Annotated in this window: 16 protein-coding genes; 12 read left to right on the top strand and 4 right to left on the bottom strand. The window is 52.1% G+C overall.

Annotation, left to right across the window (positions count from 1 at the left end; translation table 11 throughout):
• The first annotated feature begins 3 nt into the window (after positions 1 to 3).
• The 6 genes from lpoB to ACJHYW_RS06395 all read left to right on the top strand — a co-directional run bounded on the left by lpoB (position 4) and on the right by ACJHYW_RS06395 (position 5,521).
• Positions 4 to 645 (top strand): penicillin-binding protein activator LpoB, encoded by a 642-nt coding sequence (gene lpoB / locus ACJHYW_RS06420; protein WP_000164439.1) that lies wholly within the window; start codon positions 4 to 6, stop codon positions 643 to 645.
• The gene (gene thiK / locus ACJHYW_RS06415) at positions 626 to 1,450 is read left to right on the top strand and encodes a thiamine kinase (protein WP_001550954.1); all 825 of its coding nucleotides are present in this window, start codon (positions 626 to 628) and stop codon (positions 1,448 to 1,450) included. The genes lpoB and thiK overlap by 20 nt, the downstream gene beginning before the upstream one ends.
• 10 nt (positions 1,451 to 1,460) lie before the next feature.
• Positions 1,461 to 2,486 (top strand): beta-N-acetylhexosaminidase, encoded by a 1,026-nt coding sequence (gene nagZ / locus ACJHYW_RS06410; protein WP_000529298.1) that lies wholly within the window; start codon positions 1,461 to 1,463, stop codon positions 2,484 to 2,486.
• Positions 2,487 to 2,508: 22 nt separating this feature from the next.
• The gene (gene ycfP / locus ACJHYW_RS06405) at positions 2,509 to 3,051 is read left to right on the top strand and encodes an alpha/beta hydrolase YcfP (RefSeq protein WP_061092657.1); all 543 of its coding nucleotides are present in this window, start codon (positions 2,509 to 2,511) and stop codon (positions 3,049 to 3,051) included.
• 399 nt (positions 3,052 to 3,450) lie between these two features.
• Positions 3,451 to 4,755, top strand: a complete 1,305-nt coding sequence (gene ndh, locus ACJHYW_RS06400; protein WP_000211045.1) for an NADH-quinone dehydrogenase — start codon at positions 3,451 to 3,453, stop codon at positions 4,753 to 4,755.
• A gap of 226 nt (positions 4,756 to 4,981) precedes the next feature.
• Positions 4,982 to 5,521 (top strand): glycine zipper 2TM domain-containing protein, encoded by a 540-nt coding sequence (locus ACJHYW_RS06395; RefSeq protein ID WP_032171121.1) that lies wholly within the window; start codon positions 4,982 to 4,984, stop codon positions 5,519 to 5,521.
• 61 nt (positions 5,522 to 5,582) lie between these two features.
• On the opposite strand, the gene comR is transcribed toward ACJHYW_RS06395, so the two are convergent.
• On the bottom strand, positions 5,583 to 6,215 hold the full coding sequence (comR, locus tag ACJHYW_RS06390) for a TetR family copper-responsive transcriptional repressor ComR (RefSeq protein WP_061092666.1): 633 nt from the start codon (positions 6,213 to 6,215) through the stop codon (positions 5,583 to 5,585).
• A gap of 240 nt (positions 6,216 to 6,455) precedes the next feature.
• On the opposite strand from comR, the gene bhsA reads away from it, so the two are divergent.
• A complete protein-coding gene (gene bhsA / locus ACJHYW_RS06385) occupies positions 6,456 to 6,713 on the top strand; it encodes a multiple stress resistance protein BhsA (RefSeq protein WP_000800156.1) in 258 nt (85 codons plus the stop codon).
• 82 nt (positions 6,714 to 6,795) lie between these two features.
• On the opposite strand, the gene ldtC is transcribed toward bhsA, so the two are convergent.
• From ldtC to ACJHYW_RS06370, 3 genes are all read right to left on the bottom strand, one after another.
• Positions 6,796 to 7,758 (bottom strand): L,D-transpeptidase LdtC, encoded by a 963-nt coding sequence (ldtC, locus tag ACJHYW_RS06380; protein WP_001300895.1) that lies wholly within the window; start codon positions 7,756 to 7,758, stop codon positions 6,796 to 6,798.
• 142 nt (positions 7,759 to 7,900) lie between these two features.
• Positions 7,901 to 11,347 carry a transcription-repair coupling factor gene (mfd, locus tag ACJHYW_RS06375; RefSeq protein ID WP_061092658.1) on the bottom strand — a complete coding sequence of 1,149 codons (3,447 nt, stop codon included), beginning with the start codon at positions 11,345 to 11,347 and terminating at the stop codon, positions 7,901 to 7,903.
• A 127-nt stretch (positions 11,348 to 11,474) separates the two neighbouring features.
• On the bottom strand, positions 11,475 to 12,548 hold the full coding sequence (locus ACJHYW_RS06370) for an acyltransferase family protein (RefSeq protein ID WP_061092659.1): 1,074 nt from the start codon (positions 12,546 to 12,548) through the stop codon (positions 11,475 to 11,477).
• Positions 12,549 to 12,808: 260 nt separating this feature from the next.
• Here ACJHYW_RS06370 and lolC point away from each other — a divergent pair, with 260 nt between their 5' ends.
• From lolC to cobB, 5 genes are read left to right on the top strand one after another with little or no spacing between them, the layout of a single operon-like run.
• Positions 12,809 to 14,008 (top strand): lipoprotein-releasing ABC transporter permease subunit LolC, encoded by a 1,200-nt coding sequence (lolC, locus tag ACJHYW_RS06365; RefSeq protein WP_000284714.1) that lies wholly within the window; start codon positions 12,809 to 12,811, stop codon positions 14,006 to 14,008.
• Positions 14,001 to 14,702, top strand: coding sequence for a lipoprotein-releasing ABC transporter ATP-binding protein LolD (lolD, locus tag ACJHYW_RS06360; protein ID WP_001033695.1), 702 nt, complete (start codon positions 14,001 to 14,003; stop codon positions 14,700 to 14,702). Before lolC ends, lolD begins: the two co-directional genes overlap by 8 nt.
• Complete coding sequence (gene lolE / locus ACJHYW_RS06355; protein ID WP_001251352.1) at positions 14,702 to 15,946, top strand: lipoprotein-releasing ABC transporter permease subunit LolE; 1,245 nt, start codon at positions 14,702 to 14,704, stop codon at positions 15,944 to 15,946. Before lolD ends, lolE begins: the two co-directional genes overlap by 1 nt.
• Before the next feature lie 28 nt (positions 15,947 to 15,974).
• The gene (gene nagK / locus ACJHYW_RS06350; RefSeq protein ID WP_061092660.1) at positions 15,975 to 16,886 is read left to right on the top strand and encodes an N-acetylglucosamine kinase; all 912 of its coding nucleotides are present in this window, start codon (positions 15,975 to 15,977) and stop codon (positions 16,884 to 16,886) included.
• 15 nt (positions 16,887 to 16,901) lie between these two features.
• Positions 16,902 to 17,723 (top strand): Sir2 family NAD+-dependent deacetylase, encoded by an 822-nt coding sequence (cobB, locus tag ACJHYW_RS06345; RefSeq protein WP_000952736.1) that lies wholly within the window; start codon positions 16,902 to 16,904, stop codon positions 17,721 to 17,723.
• The last annotated feature ends 127 nt before the right edge of the window (positions 17,724 to 17,850 follow it).

The following is a 17,850-nucleotide window of genomic DNA, read 5'->3' as shown; positions in this document are numbered from 1 at the left end:
TTGATGACAAAAATGAGTCGCTACGCCTTGATTACCGCGCTGGCGATGTTTCTCGCCGGTTGTGTGGGACAACGTGAACCTGCACCGGTAGAAGAAGTGAAACCAGCGCCGGAACAACCTGCCGAGCCACAACAGCCTGTCCCCACAGTGCCATCGGTGCCGACGATACCGCAGCAGCCAGGCCCAATTGAGCACGAAGATCAAACTGCACCGCCTGCGCCGCATATTCGCCATTATGACTGGAATGGCGCAATGCAGCCGATGGTCAGTAAGATGCTTGGGGCTGATGGCGTGACTGCGGGTAGCGTCCTTCTGGTTGATAGCGTTAACAACCGTACTAACGGTTCGCTGAATGCCGCAGAAGCGACCGAAACGCTGCGAAATGCGCTGGCTAATAACGGTAAATTTACCCTGGTTTCCGCCCAGCAGCTGTCGATGGCTAAGCAACAATTAGGTTTGTCGCCGCAGGACAGTTTAGGCACCCGTAGTAAAGCCATAGGCATTGCCCGCAATGTTGGCGCTCATTACGTGCTGTACTCCAGCGCCTCTGGCAACGTTAACGCTCCGACCCTACAAATGCAGCTGATGCTGGTGCAGACGGGCGAAATTATCTGGTCAGGTAAAGGTGCCGTTTCGCAGCAATAATCCCATCACGCGCGACGAATTGCTGTCGCGCTTTTTCCCGCAGTTTCATCCCGTCACGACGTTTAATAGTGGGCTTAGTGGCGGGAGTTTTCTCATTGAACACCAGGGCCAGCGTTTTGTTGTGCGTCAGCCGCACGATCCTGATGCGCCGCAGTCCGCGTTCTTGCGCCAGTATCGGGCTTTATCACAACTACCCGCATGCATTGCACCGAAGCCGCATTTATATCTCCGTGACTGGATGGTAGTCGACTATCTGCCCGGCGAGGTAAAAACGTATTTGCCGGATACTAACGAACTGGCAGGCTTGCTGTATTATCTACATCAACAACCGCGTTTTGGCTGGCGAATAACGCTGTTGCCGTTACTGGAACTGTACTGGCAGCAAAGCGATCCGGCGCGGCGGACAGTGGGTTGGCTGCGAAGGTTAAAACGTCTGCGCAAAGCGCGGGAACCACGGCCTTTACGCTTAAGTCCATTGCATATGGATGTCCACGCCGGAAATTTAGTGCATAGCGCGTCAGGGTTAAAACTCATCGACTGGGAGTATGCCGGAGATGGTGATATCGCGCTGGAACTGGCGGCGGTGTGGGTGGAAAATACTGACCAGCACCGGCAATTGGTCAATGACTATGCCACTCGCGCGAAGATTTATCCGGCGCAATTATGGCGTCAGGTCAGGCGATGGTTTCCCTGGCTGCTGATGCTCAAAGCAGGGTGGTTTGAGTACCGCTGGCGACAAACCGGCGATCAACAATTTATCAGGCTGGCCGATGACACCTGGCGGCAGCTATTAATAAAACAATAAGGAGAGCAGTGTGGGTCCAGTAATGTTGGATGTCGAAGGTTACGAACTGGACGCGGAAGAGCGTGAAATACTGGCGCATCCGCTGGTGGGAGGGCTGATTCTCTTTACGCGTAACTATCATGATCCTGCCCAGTTACGTGAACTGGTGCGCCAGATCCGCGCAGCTTCGCGCAATCATCTGGTGGTGGCGGTTGATCAGGAAGGTGGACGCGTGCAGCGTTTTCGTGAAGGTTTTACCCGCTTGCCAGCGGCACAATCATTCGCTGCGCTGTTGGGAATGGAAGAAGGCGGAAAACTGGCGCAAGAGGCAGGTTGGTTGATGGCCAGCGAAATGATTGCTATGGATATTGATATCAGCTTTGCGCCAGTGCTGGACGTCGGGCATATCAGCGCGGCGATTGGCGAGCGTTCTTATCATGCCGACCCACAAAAAGCCCTGGCAATTGCCAGCCGTTTTATTGATGGTATGCATGAAGCGGGAATGAAAACTACCGGGAAACACTTCCCAGGTCACGGTGCAGTAACGGCAGACTCACATAAAGAAACACCGTGCGACCCACGTCCGCAAGCGGAGATTCGCGCTAAAGATATGTCGGTCTTCAGTTCCTTAATCCGCGAAAATAAACTCGACGCCATTATGCCTGCGCATGTGATCTACAGTGATGTCGATCCGCGTCCGGCGAGCGGTTCTCCCTATTGGCTGAAAACCGTTTTGCGTCAGGAACTGGGTTTTGATGGCGTGATTTTCTCTGACGATTTATCGATGGAAGGAGCCGCGATTATGGGCAGTTATGCCGAACGCGGGCAGGCATCACTGGACGCGGGTTGCGATATGATCCTGGTCTGCAATAATCGTAAAGGGGCCGTCAGCGTGTTAGATAATCTGTCACCGATCAAGGCAGAACGTGTTACACGTTTGTATCATAAAGGTTCATTTTCGCGACAGGAACTGATGGACTCGGCTCGCTGGAAAGCGATCAGCGCCCGTCTGAATCAGTTACATGAACGCTGGCAGGAAGAGAAAGCAGGTCACTAACCCTGGCTTATGTGAGGAAGCGATGATTATCTATTTACACGGTTTTGACTCTAACAGTCCGGGTAACCACGAGAAAGTCTTACAATTGCAGTTTATTGACCCGGATGTACGCTTGATAAGCTACAGTACGCGGCATCCGAAACATGATATGCAGCATCTGCTTAAAGAAGTGGACAAAATGTTGCAACTGAACGTCGACGAGCGTCCGCTGATTTGCGGCGTTGGTCTGGGCGGATACTGGGCGGAACGGATTGGTTTTCTTTGCGATATCCGCCAGGTGATCTTCAACCCTAATTTGTTCCCTTATGAGAACATGGAAGGCAAGATTGATCGCCCGGAAGAGTATGCCGATATTGCCACTAAGTGTGTGACCAACTTCCGCGAAAAGAATCGCGATCGTTGCCTGGTGATTTTGTCGCGTAATGATGAAGCGCTTAACAGCCAGCGGACATCTGAAGAGCTGCATCATTATTACGAGATTGTCTGGGACGAAGAGCAGACGCACAAATTCAAGAATATCTCCCCGCATTTGCAGCGCATTAAGGCGTTCAAAACCCTCAGGTAAATGCCCTCGTCGCATCAGGTAACCTTGCCGGTACCTGATGCGCTCCGAATTCTGTAAGTCGGATAAGGCGTCCATGCCGCATCCGACAGTCGAGCATCAATGCCTGATGCGCCTCTTATCAGGCCTACCGAACGCACTCCATACACCCCTCACTCTATATCACTCTCACAAATTCGCTCAAATAATAAACAATAAACTCTGTTTTTTGATCTCACCCGGTAAAGTCGCCTATCTTTTCAGCAACAAAACTTGATTAACATCAATTTTGGTATGACCAATGCACCATTCATGTTATTCTCAATAGCGAAGAACATTTTCATTGCTGTAACCTGTTGTTAATTAAGAGCTATGTTAATAACCATTAATTAACAATTGGTTAATAAATTTAAGGGGGTCACGTTGACTACGCCATTGAAAAAAATTGTGATTGTCGGCGGCGGTGCTGGTGGGCTGGAAATGGCAACACAACTGGGGCATAAGCTGGGACGCAAGAAAAAAGCCAAAATCACGCTGGTCGATCGTAACCACAGCCACCTGTGGAAACCACTGCTGCACGAAGTGGCGACTGGCTCGCTTGATGAAGGCGTCGATGCGTTGAGCTATCTGGCCCATGCGCGCAATCATGGTTTCCAGTTCCAACTGGGTTCCGTCATTGATATTGATCGTGAAGCGAAAACAATCACTATTGCAGAACTGCGCGACGAAAAAGGTGAACTGCTGGTTCCGGAACGTAAAATCGCCTATGACACCCTGGTAATGGCGCTGGGTAGCACCTCCAACGATTTCAATACGCCAGGTGTCAAAGAGAACTGCATTTTCCTCGATAACCCGCACCAGGCGCGTCGCTTCCACCAGGAGATGCTGAATCTGTTCCTGAAATACTCCGCCAACCTGGGCGCGAATGGCAAAGTGAACATTGCGATAGTCGGCGGCGGCGCGACGGGTGTAGAACTCTCCGCTGAATTGCACAACGCGGTCAAGCAACTGCACAGCTATGGTTACAAAGGCCTGACCAACGAAGCCCTGAACGTAACGCTGGTAGAAGCGGGCGAACGTATTTTGCCTGCATTACCGCCACGTATCTCTGCTGCGGCCCATAATGAGTTAACGAAACTTGGCGTTCGCGTGCTGACGCAAACCATGGTCACCAGTGCTGATGAAGGCGGCCTGCATACTAAAGATGGCGAATATATTGAGGCTGATCTGATGGTGTGGGCAGCCGGGATCAAAGCGCCAGACTTCCTGAAAGATATCGGTGGTCTTGAAACCAACCGTATCAACCAGCTGGTGGTGGAACCGACGCTGCAAACCACTCGCGATCCAGACATTTACGCTATTGGCGACTGCGCGTCATGCCCGCGTCCGGAAGGGGGCTTTGTTCCGCCGCGCGCTCAGGCCGCACATCAGATGGCAACCTGCGCAATGAACAACATTCTGGCGCAGATGAACGGTAAGCCGCTGAAAAATTATCAGTATAAAGATCACGGTTCGCTGGTATCGCTGTCGAACTTCTCCACCGTCGGTAGCCTGATGGGTAACCTGACGCGCGGCTCAATGATGATTGAAGGACGAATTGCGCGCTTTGTATATATCTCGCTATACAGAATGCATCAGATTGCGCTGCATGGTTACTTTAAAACCGGATTAATGATGCTGGTGGGGAGTATTAACCGCGTTATCCGTCCGCGTTTGAAGTTGCATTAATCGACGTACACTGGCGGATGTGGCATAAACGCCTCATCCGCCCTGGACAAATGGTACGAGCGGTAGGCCTGATAAGACGCGTTAAGCGTCGCATCAGGCATTCCTTCAGACTCCTCCGAATCCTTAAGTATTTCCAGCCATTCCCGCGCTTTTCATCTTCTGTCTGATAGCTGCTTTTCTCCTTCGCTTGCATGATTGGCATAACTGCAAAGAAGGAGGTGTTCCCGTGAATAAATCAATGTTGGCGGGTATCGGGATTGGTGTCGCAGCTGCGCTGGGCGTAGCGGCAGTGGCCAGTCTGAACGTGTTTGAACGTGGCCCGCAATACGCTCAGGTTGTTTCTGCAACCCCAATCAAGGAAACGGTTAAAACACCGCGTCAGGAGTGTCGCAACGTCACAGTGACCCATCGTCGACCGGTGCAGGATGAAAATCGCATTACCGGGTCGGTGCTCGGCGCTGTTGCTGGTGGCGTGATAGGGCATCAGTTTGGTGGTGGTCGCGGTAAAGATGTCGCTACTGTTGTGGGGGCGCTGGGTGGTGGATATGCCGGTAACCAGATCCAGGGCTCTCTCCAGGAAAGCGATACTTACACGACTACGCAACAGCGTTGTAAAACGGTGTATGACAAGTCAGAAAAAATGCTCGGTTATGATGTGACCTATAAGATTGGCGGTCAGCAGGGCAAAATCCGCATGGACCGCGATCCGGGTACGCAGATCCCGCTAGATAGCAACGGGCAACTGATTTTGAATAACAAAGTATAACAAGGCTGTACTCTGCAATTTGGCCCCTCATTCGCTCAGGCTGAGGGGCTTTTTTTGCGACTTATTTCAGCAGTTCCGGCCATAAACGCAAAGTCGTTCGGGCAATCTGCATCAGTTTTTCCAGCGATGCACCTTCGCGTGCGCTGATCGACATCCCCTGAATAATACAATTAAGGAATTCTGCCAGATGCGTCACGTCACAGTGGGTCGGGATTTCCCCGCGCGCTTGTCGTTGACATAAAAACTGCTGCAAAGTGCGCTCTTGCATCGCATGGCGTGATTTCAGCGTATTGCCGATATCTCCGGAATCCGGGGAGAGGGTGGTGCAGTTGTTGATCATAAAGCAGCCAGCCGGGGTGTCTTTGCTGGTAAAGCAGTTGGCGACGGCAGCAAAATAGTCAGCCAGCGCAGTCTCCACGCTTTTCTCTTCACAAAACAGCTGTGCTTCATGCTTAGCGGCAAAACGATCGATATAGCGGTCGAGTACGGCGCGAAATAACCCCTCTTTGTTGGTAAATTCCGCGTATAGCGTGGGCGCTTTGGCTCCGGTCGCTTCGACGAGGTCCGCAAGAGAAGTCGCTTCATAACCGTGCTGCCAGAACAATTTCATGGCCTTATCAAGCGCGGCATCCCTGTCGAACACTTTTGGGCGGCCACGGCTTTTTTTTATACATTGTGTTGAGTCAGTTGCCATGATGCCGTTGTACCTGGTGACTGTGAATGAAAGGTTATTATAAAAATAATCACCTCCGTTCACCAGTCCAGAAACCATAAAAATAATCGCTTTCTATTTAACTGAAATTTAAAGATTTTTAAATTAATTAATGATTGTTATAAAAAATATCTTGTATGTGATCCAGATCACATCTATCATTTAGTTATCGATCGTTAAGTAATTGCTTGCGACGTCATTCATCTGCATAAGGCCACTATTATGAAAAACGTAAAAACCCTCATCGCTGCGGCGATTTTAAGCTCCATGTCATTTGTCAGCTTTGCGGCTGTCGAAGTTCAGTCAACCCCAGAAGGCCAACAAAAAGTCGGTACTATCAGTGCTAACGCGGGGACAAATCTGGGATCGCTGGAAGAGCAGCTGGCGCAAAAAGCGGATGAGATGGGCGCAAAATCTTTCCGTATTACTTCTGTAACCGGTCCGAATACCCTCCATGGAACAGCAGTAATTTATAAATAAGCATTAACCCTCATTAATGCCTGCTACTGCTGATTTTTTTCCCCGCGACATGCCGTGTCGCGGGGACTTTTTTATCCGAGCTTTACAGAGTTTGTGGGCTCACTTGATGACGGCGGACATCCACCGGCATCCCGGAACGGACATCCATCACATGTTGCATCACTTCAGCGTCAGTTTGTGCTGCATCTTTAAACGATTGCATTGCGCTATTCAGCGTAATTGGCAGCAGCTGCGGATCGTCATCAATCTTCTCTGACAGCGGCTGATGTACTTCAACCAGACGCGCACCGTTTGGTTCGGCAGAGACTTTAATCGGGGTGTTGATGATATTTACTTTGGTACCTGGGGTGACCTGGCTAAAGAGTGTTTTGATATCGTCATCCCGCAGACGAATACAGCCAGAACTTACCCGCATGCCAATGCCGAAATCGGCGTTCGTACCATGAAGCAAATAAACGCCGCCATAGGCCGCCAGACGAATCGCATGATGGCCCATTGGGTTATCCGGTCCAGCCGGCACTACCGCAGGCAACTCAATTCCCTGTGCTTTATAACGGGCGCGGATGTTTGCCGTTGGCGTCCAGGTTGGGTTTGCACGTTTGTCTGAAACGGTGGTCACCATTGTCGGCGTCAGCGTGTCACCACCTAACTGACCAATGCCGATGGGATACACGGTTACCGAATTTTTACCTGGCGGGTAGTAATAGAGACGCAGTTCCGCAATATTGATCACAATGCCTTCGCGCGGCGCATCTGGAAGTAGGGTTTGCAACGGGATCGTTAACACGCTACCCGCGCGCGGCACGTAAGGATCAACGCCGGGGTTAGCCTGTAACAGAGCGAGAAAGCCGACATTATATTTTTTGGCGATGGCTTCCAGAGAACCACCGTCATTTTCCACCACATGAAATTTGTTTTCGCCAACCAGACGACTGCCCGCTGGCGGCAGCGGCCAGGTGTTGGCTTTTGCCGGTAGCGCCAGCGCCACGGCAGCGGCGAACGTAAAAAACGTTAGCCAGCGAGAAAAACGCGTTTTGATCATCACCAAAGTCCATAATAAATATAAGGTTATTGTAATAAAAAGATAAGTCTGAATTATGGAGGGTGACAGTGTCGGATAGTGCAGGGAAGTGCAAAGAATTTGTAAATGTTGCAGATGGGGGCGCAGAAACGCCCCCGATTTACCATTAAGCGATCGCGTTCTCTTCCAGTTCACGCATAAACTGGCGTACCCATTCGATACGCGTTTTCCGCTCGCTCAAATCCTGAATAAACTTCAGACGCGTCGGACCATCAAGGCGGTAATGCTGCGGCTGTTTTTGCAGCAAACCAATCAACCAGGCCGGATTAACGTGATTCTTCTCGGCAAATTCGATCACGCCGCCTTTCTCATTACCTTCCAGCTTCCTGATCCCCAGTTTCTGCGCTTGCTGGCGCAGACGGGCAATATCCAACAGGGTACGCGCCGGATCCGGCAGCAGGCCGAAGCGATCGATAAGCTCGACTTTGATCTCTTCCAGTTCGTTTTCCGTTTTGGCGCTGGCAATACGTTTGTAGAACGACAGACGCGTGTTCACGTCAGGGATGAAATCATCTGGCAATAGCGACGGCATCCGCAGCTCGACTTCTGTTTGCTGGCTGGTGAGATCTTCCAGCGACGGCTCGCGTCCGGCTTTCAGCACATCGACGGCGTTTTCCAGCAACTCCATATACAGCGAGAAACCGATGGTTTCCATTGAGCCGCTTTGTTCTTCGCCAAGCAGTTCACCTGCGCCGCGGATCTCCAGATCGTGCGTTGCCAGCGCAAAACCTGCACCGAGATCTTCCAGCGAGGCAATCGCTTCAAGACGTTTTTGCGCATCGGTAGTCATCGCTTTTGGATGCGGTGTCAGCAACCATGCATATGCCTGGTGGTGCGAACGCCCGACGCGACCGCGCAACTGGTGCAACTGTGCCAGACCGAAGTGATCCGCACGTTCAATGATAATGGTGTTGGCGGTAGGAATGTCGATCCCGGTTTCGATAATGGTGGTACAAACCAGCACGTTGAAACGTTGATGATGGAAATCATTCATCACCCGTTCCAGTTCGCGCTCACGCATTTGCCCGTGACCGATGGCAATCCGCGCTTCAGGCACCAGTTCTGCCAGCCGTTCGGCGGCTTTCTGGATGTTTTCCACATCATTGTAAAGATAATAAACCTGCCCCCCGCGCAAAATTTCACGCAGGATCGCCTCCCTGACCACCAGGCTGTCATACTCACGGACAAAGGTTTTAACTGCCAGACGACGGGCGGGCGGCGTGGCGATAATCGACAGGTCACGCATTCCGCTCATTGCCATATTCAGCGTACGTGGGATCGGCGTTGCGGTAAGTGTCAGAATATCCACGTTCGCCCGCATCGCTTTAATGCGCTCTTTATGACGCACCCCGAAGCGGTGTTCTTCATCGACAATCAGCAGACCTAAATCTTTAAACTTGACGTCATTTTGCAGCAGTTTGTGCGTACCGATCAGAATATCGATTTTCCCTTCCGCCACTTCCGCAAGGATTTGCGTCTGCTCTTTGGCGCTGCGGAAACGGGAGATCATTTCGATACGTACCGGCCAGTTGGCGAAACGGTCGCGGAAGTTGTCGTAATGCTGCTGCGCGAGAAGGGTGGTAGGCACCAGCACCGCCACCTGTTTGTGGTTATCTACCGCCAGGAAAGCGGCGCGCATCGCCACTTCTGTTTTACCAAAGCCAACATCGCCGCACACCAGACGATCCATTGCCAGCGGCTGACACATGTCGCTAAGCACCGCATTAATGGCCTGTGTCTGATCCGGCGTGGTTTCAAACGGGAAGCTGTCGCAGAACAACTGATACTGCTCACGATCGTGTTTAAACGCGAAGCCCTCTTTGGCGGCGCGTTGCGCGTAGATATCCAGCAATTCTGCTGCCACATCACGCACTTTTTCCGCCGCTTTCTGCCGCGCGCGTGACCACGCATCGCCGCCAAGTTTATGCAGCGGGGCGTTTTCTTCCGCGCCACCTGCGTAACGGCTAATCAGATGCAGTGACGACACCGGAACATACAGTTTGGCGTCGTTGGCATAGGTGAGCATCAAATACTCGCCAGTAATGCCGCCCGCTTCGAGCGTGGTCATTCCGGCATAGCGCCCGACACCGTGCTCCAGATGGACCACCGGCTGACCAATGTGCAGCTCCGCGAGGTTACGGATCAGTGTATCGGGGTTGATGGCGCGGCGAGAATCCTGACGACGACGGGCAACGCGTTCACCGAGCAGATCGCTTTCGCAAATCAGCGCCAGATTACGTACCGTATCGACAAAACCATGTTCGGCAGCGCCAATCATCAGATAACGCCCACGGTCTTTGGCTTCATCAAGACGCATAATGCGTTGCGGAGCAATTTTAATTCGCGCGAGCAGTTCACCCAGCGCTTCACGGCGACCTTCACTTTCTACCGAGAACACCACCGGACCGTCGAAAGACTCGAGGAACTTACGCAGCGCATCCAGCGGTGCTTTTTGTTGTGCCTGAACGGCCAGGTCTGGCAGTTTCTGGAAACCTAAATTGGCATTCGCGGCTTTTGTCGGTAAATGTTCAGTTTTTAGCTGCACTCGGGGCCAGTTTTTCAGCTCTGAGAAGAGCTCGTCCACCCGCAGCCAGAGCGATTGTGGTGGCAACAGTGGGCGCATCGGATCGACGCCGCGATTCTCAAAACGCGCCAGCGTGTCAGCCTGGAAACGTTCGGCACTGTTTTCCAGATCGCCAGTATTCACCAGCAAGGTATTGGCAGGGAAATAACTGAACAGCGGCGGCAGTGGTTCGCTGAAGAATAGCGGCTGCCAGTACTCGATCCCGGCAGGTAATGTGCCTTTACTCACTTGCTGGTAAATATGTTCCGGATCGCGCTTCACTTCGAAGGTATCGCGCCACTGGCTGCGGAACAGTTCAATTGCCGCTTTATCGGTCGGAAATTCGTGCGCGGGCAGCAGATTGATCGCTTCTACTTCCTCCAGCGTGCGCTGGCTGTCGACGTCAAACACCCGCAGGCTGTCGATTTCATCATCAAAGAAATCAAGACGATAAGGCAGCTCACTCCCCATCGGGAAGAGATCCAGCAACGCGCCGCGCGTGGCGTATTCGCCGTGCTCCATCACCTGGTCAACATGGCGATAACCGGCGCTGTCCAGTTGGGTTCGTAATGCATCTCGTGACAGGCGCTGACCTTTTTTCATCACCAGCGCATGGCCGTGGAGAAAACTGTGCGGGCAAACGCGCTGCATAAGCGTATTCACCGGAACAATCAGTACGCCACGCTGCATCGTCGGTAGCTGGTAAAGGGTGGAAAGGCGCGAGGAGATAATGTCCTGATGAGGCGAAAAACTGTCGTAGGGAAGAGTTTCCCAGTCCGCCAGATTCATCACCATCTGGTCGGTAAACTGGCTAATTTCATCATGCAAACGCAGAGCATTTTGCATATCTGGCGCAATAAGCACCACTGGTCCGGCGTGACGTTCGGCAATTTCCGCCACCAGTGTCGCGCAGGCAGCGCCAGTTAACTCGCCCAGCAGACGCTGCTCACCCGCTTTGACGGGCAGCGTATAACGATATTGTTCAGGCATAACGGTTGTCAGATTCTCGTTAGGATATGCCTCAACATATGGGGGCATATCTCTGATAAGCAATGCTGTTCATTATCCGTAATCGACATGGTTTAGCAAATTGAATCGCCCCGGCTGGGGCGATGGCTTAGCGGGAGTAACTGACGGCCGCGGGCAGAGAAGGCGGGGAGAACAACAGATCGCTGAATGCACGCTGTGAAAGTTTTCTTACCAGCAAGCCCGCAACAGTACAGAGGAACAAACTGACAAAGGGATAAACCAGCAGGAGTGTCAGTTCGACTTGCGGCGACCAGCGTGCTGCGTTCATTTGCGCAAGTAGAGTTAAGCTGAATATTTCAACCAGAATGCGATGGGTGGTGTAGATAGCAATGGTGTTGGAGCCAATCACATTCAGCAGGCTGGTGGAGCGCATACCGAATCGTTGCTCGTATTGATAAAACAGCTTCATGATCACCACAATCGATACCAGCGACAACAGCAGCGAGATAGTAAACAACCAGGCACCGACCGCCAGAACGGTAAGCAAAGAAGCCATCAGCAGATGGCGGCGCAACGGCACCTCTTTAACACAGGTCATTATTGTTGCGCCAAACCATGCGCCAAGGCTGTAATAAGGCAAATTGCGGATCACACTGTTCATTCCCCACCACGGCGTGGGAACGAAATTAACCGCCACACTCATCAGTACAAACAAGGCGAATAGTGGCAGCGCCAGACGGCTAAAAATTTTACATACCACGAAATAGACAATTAACGCATACAGATACCACAAGCTGGTGCTGGCGGTGATCATCCCGTGCAGGAACTCACCGGTGGAATCGGCATAAGCGGCATTGGAGGCATTGCTTAAATCGCGCTCAGGTGCCAGCCACTGGTTCAACGCACTTAACGCCAGCCACTGCACCACGCCCCAAAGCGCCAGCACCCAGAAGATGTTCCAGATGCGTTTATCAAGACAATTTCCCCATGGTACGCTGTCGATATAGCGGCGAATCAAATAGCCGGAAATAAAGAAAAAAACCGGCATACGAAAGGGGGCAAGGTAAAGATTGAAATAGATCCAGCATTTGCTCAGGACTTCCGATAACGGATGCTGAAAAGTGGTGAGATGCGGATAAAAGGTAATGACCGAGTGATAAATCACCACCAGACAAATACATAACCCTTTGATCTGGTTAATCCATAGCTCTTTTTGTTTCATCAGGACAACACGCTCTTTTTATTTAACATGCTGTTGATCCTGAGGGGCCAGTCGCGTGGTGTAATGCGTATCTGTCTGTATTTGGTTATTTTTCAGATAAAGATCAGGCCACAAGGCCAATGAGATAATGAGGCCCTTTAGTCGATTGATTTGCTGGTACTTTTCAGATTAGCCCTGACGATCACTTACAGTTCAGACGTTTACCCATCCCGCTTTCGCTTATATACTCGTGTCTTTGCTACAGCAACCAGACGGATTTCATGTACCAACCTGTCGCTCTATTTATTGGCCTGCGTTACATGCGTGGGCGTGCAGCGGATCGCTTCGGTCGTTTCGTCTCCTGGCTTTCTACCATCGGCATTACCCTCGGGGTGATGGCGCTGGTCACAGTATTGTCAGTGATGAACGGCTTTGAGCGCGAGCTGCAAAACAACATCCTTGGCCTGATGCCACAGGCAATTCTCTCTTCTGAGCATGGCTCTCTTAACCCGCAGCAACTCCCGGAAACGGCAGTCAAACTGGACGGCGTTAATCGCGTCGCACCTATTACTACCGGTGATGTGGTACTGCAAAGCGCGCGCAGCGTGGCGGTCGGGGTGATGCTGGGTATCGACCCGGCGCAAAAAGATCCACTAACGCCGTATCTGGTCAATGTGAAACAAACTGACCTCGAGCCGGGGAAATATAATGTCATCCTCGGTGAACAGCTTGCCTCACAGTTGGGCGTCAATCGCGGTGATCAAATCCGCGTGATGGTGCCATCTGCCAGCCAGTTCACGCCGATGGGGCGTATTCCAAGCCAGCGCCTGTTCAATGTGATTGGCACTTTCGCCGCCAACAGTGAAGTCGATGGCTATGAAATGCTGGTGAATATTGAGGATGCCTCGCGTCTGATGCGTTATCCGGCAGGCAATATTACCGGCTGGCGTTTGTGGCTGGATGAGCCGCTGAAAGTCGACTCATTAAGTCAGCAAAAACTGCCTGAAGGCAGCAAATGGCAGGACTGGCGTGACCGTAAAGGCGAGCTGTTCCAGGCCGTACGCATGGAAAAAAATATGATGGGCTTGCTGCTGAGCCTGATTGTTGCCGTAGCGGCGTTTAACATTATTACCTCGCTGGGGCTGATGGTGATGGAGAAGCAGGGCGAAGTCGCGATCCTGCAAACGCAAGGCTTAACTCCGCGACAAATCATGATGGTCTTTATGGTGCAAGGGGCCAGCGCCGGGATTATCGGTGCGATCCTCGGAGCGGCGCTTGGCGCACTGCTTGCCAGCCAGTTAAATAATCTGATGCCGATAATCGGCGTCCTGCTTGATGGCGCGGCGCTGCCGGTCGCTATCGAACCTTTACAGGTCATTGTTATTGCGCTGGTGGCGATGGCTATCGCGCTGCTGTCTACGCTTTACCCTTCATGGCGCGCTGCCGCCACTCAACCCGCTGAGGCTTTACGTTATGAATAAGATCCTGTTGCAATGCGACAACCTGTGCAAACGCTATCAGGAAGGCAGTGTGCAAACCGATGTACTGCACAATGTCAGTTTCAGCGTCGGCGAAGGTGAAATGATGGCGATCGTCGGTAGCTCTGGTTCCGGTAAAAGTACCTTGCTGCACCTGCTGGGCGGGCTGGATACACCAACCTCCGGCGATGTGATCTTTAACGGTCAACCGATGAGCAAACTGTCTTCGGCGGCGAAAGCAGAACTGCGCAACCAGAAGCTGGGCTTTATTTATCAGTTTCACCACCTGCTGCCGGATTTTACTGCCCTGGAAAACGTGGCTATGCCACTGCTGATTGGCAAGAAAAAGCCCGCTGAAATCAACAGCCGTGCGCTGGAGATGTTAAAAGCGGTGGGGCTGGAGCATCGTGCGAATCACCGCCCATCTGAACTTTCTGGCGGCGAACGCCAGCGTGTGGCGATTGCCCGTGCGCTGGTCAATAACCCGCGTCTGGTACTGGCGGATGAACCTACCGGTAACCTCGATGCGCGTAACGCCGACAGCATCTTCCAGTTGCTTGGGGAGTTGAATCGTTTGCAGGGCACCGCCTTCCTGGTGGTTACTCACGACCTGCAACTGGCGAAACGTATGAGCCGCCAACTGGAGATGCGTGATGGTCGTCTGACGGCGGAACTGAGCCTGATGGGGGCGGAGTAATGGCGATGCCTTTATCGTTATTAATTGGCCTGCGTTTTAGTCGCGGACGGCGGCGCGGCGGCATGGTGTCGCTGATCTCCGTCATTTCTACCATCGGCATTGCCCTCGGCGTGGCGGTATTGATCGTCGGCTTAAGCGCGATGAACGGCTTTGAACGCGAACTGAATAACCGCATTCTGGCGGTGGTGCCGCATGGTGAAATCGAAGCGGTGGATCAGCCGTGGACTAACTGGCAGGAAGCACTGGATAAAGTGCAGAAAGTGCCGGGTATTGCCGCCGCTGCGCCGTATATCAATTTCACCGGGCTGGTGGAAAGTGGAGCGAATCTGCGCGCAATCCAGGTGAAGGGCGTTAACCCGCAACAGGAACAGCGTCTGAGCGCATTACCCTCGTTTGTTCAGGGGGATGCCTGGCGCAATTTTAAAGCGGGCGAACAGCAAATTATCATCGGCAAAGGCGTGGCGGATGCGCTGAAAGTGAAGCAGGGCGATTGGGTGTCGATTATGATCCCCAACTCGAATCCTGAGCATAAACTGATGCAGCCAAAACGTGTGCGTTTGCACGTTGCCGGTATTTTGCAGTTGAGTGGTCAACTCGATCACAGTTTTGCCATGATCCCACTGGCGGATGCCCAACAATATCTTGATATGGGTTCCAGCGTGTCAGGTATTGCCCTTAAAATGACGGATGTTTTCAACGCCAATAAGCTGGTACGCGATGCGGGTGAAGTGACCAACAGCTATGTTTATATTAAAAGCTGGATTGGTACTTACGGCTATATGTATCGCGATATTCAGATGATCCGCGCCATTATGTATCTGGCGATGGTACTGGTGATTGGCGTGGCCTGTTTCAACATCGTCTCCACCTTAGTGATGGCGGTGAAAGACAAGAGTGGCGATATCGCAGTATTAAGAACGCTGGGGGCGAAAGATGGTTTAATTCGCGCCATCTTTGTCTGGTATGGATTGCTGGCAGGGCTGTTCGGCAGCCTGTGTGGGGTGATTATCGGCGTAGTTGTTTCACTGCAACTTACCCCGATTATTGAGTGGATCGAAAAGCTGATCGGTCATCAGTTCCTCTCCAGCGATATCTATTTTATTGACTTCCTGCCATCGGAATTGCACTGGCTGGACGTCTTCTACGTACTGGTCACAGCATTGTTGCTGAGTCTTTTGGCAAGTTGGTATCCGGCGCGGCGCGCCAGTAATATTGACCCTGCGCGAGTCCTTAGCGGCCAGTAAAGGCAGTACATTAAAACAAGGAGCGGCAATGTATTACGGGTTTGATATTGGTGGAACAAAAATTGCGCTAGGCGTGTTTGATAGCGGTCGGCAGTTGCAGTGGGAAAAGCGGGTGCCGACACCGCGTGACAGCTATGACGCATTTTTAGATGCAGTGTGCGAGATGGTAGCCGAAGCTGATAAGCGTTTTGGCTGTAAAGGTTCTGTCGGCATCGGTATTCCGGGAATGCCGGAAACAGAAGATGGCACGCTGTATGCCGCCAATGTCCCCGCTGCCAGCGGTAAACCGCTGCGTGCCGACCTGAGCGCACGTCTTGATCGCGATGTCCGCCTTGATAACGATGCCAACTGTTTTGCCCTTTCAGAAGCCTGGGATGATGAATTTACTCAATATCCACTGGTGATGGGGTTGATTCTCGGCACCGGCGTTGGCGGCGGGCTGATTTTCAACGGTAAACCAATTACCGGTAAAAGCTATATTACCGGCGAATTTGGCCATATGCGTCTGCCGGTTGATGCGTTAACCATGATGGGGCTGGATTTCCCGTTACGCCGCTGCGGCTGTGGTCAGCATGGCTGCATTGAAAATTATCTGTCTGGTCGCGGTTTTGCGTGGCTGTATCAACACTATTATCATCAACCGTTGCAGGCTCCTGAGATCATTGCGCTTTATGATCAAGACGATGAGCAGGCAAGGGCGCACGTTGAGCGTTATCTGGATTTATTAGCGGTTTGTCTGGGAAATATCCTGACCATTGTTGACCCTGACCTGGTCGTCATTGGTGGAGGCTTATCGAATTTCCCGGCAATCACAACGCAACTGGCGGACAGGCTGCCTCGTCATCTCTTACCTGTAGCTCGTGTTCCGCGCATTGAACGCGCGCGCCACGGTGATGCGGGGGGAATGCGTGGTGCGGCCTTCCTACATCTAACCGATTAATCAACAGAGGTTGCTATGCTGTCGCGTCGGGGTCATCGGTTAAGTCGTTTTCGTAAAAATAAACGCCGCCTGCGCGAGCGTTTGCGTCAGCGTATTTTTTTCAGAGATAAAGTGGTGCCGGAAGCAATGGAAAAACCAAGAGTACTCGTACTGACAGGGGCAGGGATTTCTGCGGAATCAGGTATTCGTACCTTTCGCGCCGCAGATGGCCTGTGGGAAGAACATCGGGTTGAAGATGTGGCAACGCCGGAAGGTTTCGATCGCGATCCTGAACTGGTACAAGCGTTTTATAACGCCCGTCGCCGACAGCTGCAGCAGCCAGAAATTCAGCCTAACGCCGCGCATCTTGCGCTGGCTAAACTGCAAGACGCCCTCGGCGATCGCTTTTTGCTGGTGACGCAGAATATCGACAACCTTCATGAGCGTGCCGGTAACACCAATGTGATTCATATGCATGGGGAACTGCTGAAAGTTCGTTGTTCACAAAGTGGTCAGGTTCTCGACTGGACCGGAGACGTTACCCCAGAAGATAAATGCCATTGCTGCCAGTTCCCGGCACCCTTGCGACCGCACGTAGTGTGGTTTGGCGAAATGCCACTCGGCATGGATGAAATTTATATGGCGTTGTCGATGGCCGATATTTTCATTGCCATTGGTACTTCGGGGCATGTTTATCCAGCGGCTGGGTTTGTTCACGAAGCGAAACTGCATGGCGCGCACACCGTGGAACTGAATCTTGAACCAAGTCAGGTCGGTAATGAATTTGCCGAGAAATATTACGGCCCGGCAAGCCAGGTGGTGCCAGAATTTGTTGAAAAGTTGCTGAAGGGCTTATAAAGCAGGAAGCATTGCCTGATGCGCTACGCTTATCAGGCCTACAAGGGGACGCAATTAATTGAATTTGCGGGTTTTGTGGGCCAGATAAGGCGTTCGCGCCGCATCCGGCATAATAGACGCACACTTT

This window comes from Escherichia sp. WS3063 (assembly GCF_046486595.1).
Classification (GTDB): domain Bacteria; phylum Pseudomonadota; class Gammaproteobacteria; order Enterobacterales; family Enterobacteriaceae; genus Escherichia; species Escherichia coli.
The sequence above is the reverse complement of the archived record's forward strand: the minus strand, read 5'-3'. Positions and strand labels throughout refer to the sequence as shown.